4 protein-coding genes are annotated in these 2,429 nt (G+C 71.8%); 2 read left to right on the forward strand and 2 right to left on the reverse strand.

The features are described from left to right. A partial coding sequence (locus OXC99_00005) for a hypothetical protein (protein ID MCY4623383.1) occupies positions 1–248 on the reverse strand: 248 nt, incomplete at its 3' end. On the opposite strand from OXC99_00005, the gene OXC99_00010 reads away from it, so the two are divergent. Continuing rightward, positions 196–1,761 (forward strand): response regulator, encoded by a 1,566-nt coding sequence (locus OXC99_00010; protein MCY4623384.1) that lies wholly within the window; start codon positions 196–198, stop codon positions 1,759–1,761. The genes OXC99_00005 and OXC99_00010 overlap by 53 nt on opposite strands. On the opposite strand, the gene OXC99_00015 is transcribed toward OXC99_00010, so the two are convergent. Further along, on the reverse strand, positions 1,719–2,177 hold the full coding sequence (locus OXC99_00015) for a hypothetical protein (protein MCY4623385.1): 459 nt from the start codon (positions 2,175–2,177) through the stop codon (positions 1,719–1,721). The two genes, OXC99_00010 and OXC99_00015, sit on opposite strands and share 43 nt — an antisense overlap. On the opposite strand from OXC99_00015, the gene OXC99_00020 reads away from it, so the two are divergent. After that, positions 2,158–2,429, forward strand: a 272-nt coding sequence (locus OXC99_00020) for a hypothetical protein (GenBank protein ID MCY4623386.1), incomplete at its 3' end; no start/stop codon positions are given. The two genes, OXC99_00015 and OXC99_00020, sit on opposite strands and share 20 nt — an antisense overlap.

Genomic DNA, 2,429 nt, shown 5'->3' on the forward strand with positions numbered 1-2,429 from the left:
AGATGCGGCAGTTCCACCGCATCATCGTCGACCGGGCCGAGCATATGCGCACCCTCATAGGCGACCTGCTGGACATGGCTCGCATCGAGACGGGCGCGCTGCCGGTGGACCCGGAGCCGTCCGACCTGCACCCGCTCGGGGGCCCGGCCGCGGGCGGAGCTGTGGCGCGCGGGCGAGACCGCCCGCGCCGAGGAGATCGTCCTCGCGGTCCCCGACGGCCGCAGCGTGACCGTGCTGCTCAACGCCACGCCCATCCGCTCCGACGACGGGGAGGTGGAGTCGGTGGTGGTCACCATGCAGGACATGGCGGCGGTCCAGGAGCAGGAACGGCTGCGGGCCGAGTTCCTGGCCATGGTGAGCCACGAGCTGCGGATGCCCCTGACCTCCGTCATGGGCGCGGGAACCACCCTGCTGAACGCGGCGGCGGACCTGGACCCTGCCGAGATGCGGCAGTTCCACCGCATCATCGTCGACCGGGCCGAGCATATGCGTTACCTCATCGGCGACCTGCTGGACGTGGCCCGCATCGAGACGGGCGCGCTGCCCGTGGACCCGGAGCCGTCGGAGGTGGCCGCGCTGGTGGACCGGGCCCGGAGCGCCTTCACCAGCGCCGGGGGCCGGGACAACGTGGGGATCGACGTCGCGCCCGACCTGCCCCTGGTGATGGCGGACCGGCGGCGCATCGTCCAGGTCATCGGCAACCTGCTGTCCAACGCGGCCCGAAACTCGCCCGACGACTCGGTCATCAGGGTTGGCGCGGTGCGGGAGGGCGTGAATGTCGAGGTCTCGGTGGCAGACCAGGGGCGCGGGATACCCGCCGAGGACCTGCCGCGCCTGTTTAGAAAATTCTCCCGCCTGGAGGACCGCGATACGGAAGGCGACACCGGCCTGGGACTAGCCATCTGCAAGGGGATCGTGGAGGCCCACGGGGGCCGCATCCGGGCCGAGAGCGACGGCCCGGGCCTGGGTGCGCGGTTCGCCTTCACCCTGCCGGTGGTGCAAGAGGCGGAGCAGGCACGTCGTCCCGCCCGCTCCCGGGACGGCGGACGGTCCGCGGGAACGGTCCTGGTGGTGGACGACGATCCCTTGATACTCAGGTCGGTGCGGGACGCCCTCTCCTCGGCGGGCTTCCATGCGGAGACGACGGCGGAGCCGGAGGAGGCGCTGGCGATGGTGGGGGAGCACAGCCCCCAGCTGGCCCTGTTGGACCTGATGCTGCCGGAGCACGACGGCGTGGAACTGATGGAGGACATCCTGGCCGTCTCCCGGATCCCGGTCATTTTCCTCTCGGCCTACGGCAAGGACGAGACGGTCGCCAGGGTGCTGGAGAGAGGGGCCACCGACTACATCGTCAAGCCCTTCTCGCCCACGGAGCTGGTGGCCAGGGTGCGGGCGGCCCTGCGCCGGTTCGGGGAACCCGTGCTCCCGTCGCCGGAGGAGCCCTTCGTGCTGGGCGACCTGACCATCGACTACGCCCAGCGCAGGGTGACGGTGTCGGGACGGCCGGCGCCGCTGACGCCCACCGAGTTCGACCTGCTGGCGGCGCTCTCGATGGAGGCCGGTCGGGTGGCGCCGCACGAGCGGCTGCTGAGAAGGGTGTGGAGTCCGGGGAAGCCGGGGAACCTGCGGGTGCTGCGCACCCATCTCAAACACCTGCGCCGCAAGCTGGGCGACGATGCCGCCAACCCCAGGTACATCTTCGCCGAACCCCGCGTCGGCTACCGGATGCCGGCGGCGGAGACGAGCGGGGAGGAGACGTAGGCGCTGGAGGGCGCCCGCGGCCCCTCCGACGAAAGGAGGCATGTATTGCGACGGGGTAGCATGAGCAACGGCCTGGTCCTGGCGTTAGCCCTGATCATCTTCTCCCTGGCGGCGGGCTGCATCGAACCTCCGACGCCGACGGCCCCGGAAACGCCGGGCCTCGCGCCCAGCAGTACGCCGACGGCCATGCCCGCGCCTGTGCCGACTGCCACGCCGCCCCCCATGCCAACGGCAACGCTCACACCCGCCGCGACGGTGGCGTCCACCCCCGTGCCGACGGACGCCCCAACTCCCGTGCCAACACCGACGCCAATGCCCGCCCCGACACCCGCGCCAACCCCGACGCCAATGCCCGCGCCGACGGCCACCCCGACACCCGTGCCAATCCCGACGCCAATGCCCGCGCCAACGCGCACTCCCGAGCAAGCGGCCCGCGCCGCGCTGTCGCAGCTGCTCCCGTGGTACGACGATCCCCCCTTCCCCCTCGCCGCCATACCTTTCGTGGAAGTGTGGCTGCGCGATCCGGAATTGGGCCGGGACCTGGCGCAGTCCCCCTGGGCCATCGACGGCCTGGGCCCGCTGGAGAGCAGCGCCGTCTACGGGCTGGGGTACCTGTACGATTGGGACCCCGCCCTGGCGCGGCGGATGCTGGCCTACAGCGCGGAGGC

This window comes from Chloroflexota bacterium (genome assembly GCA_026713825.1).
Lineage (GTDB): Bacteria > Chloroflexota > Dehalococcoidia > Lucifugimonadales > UBA1127 > UBA1127.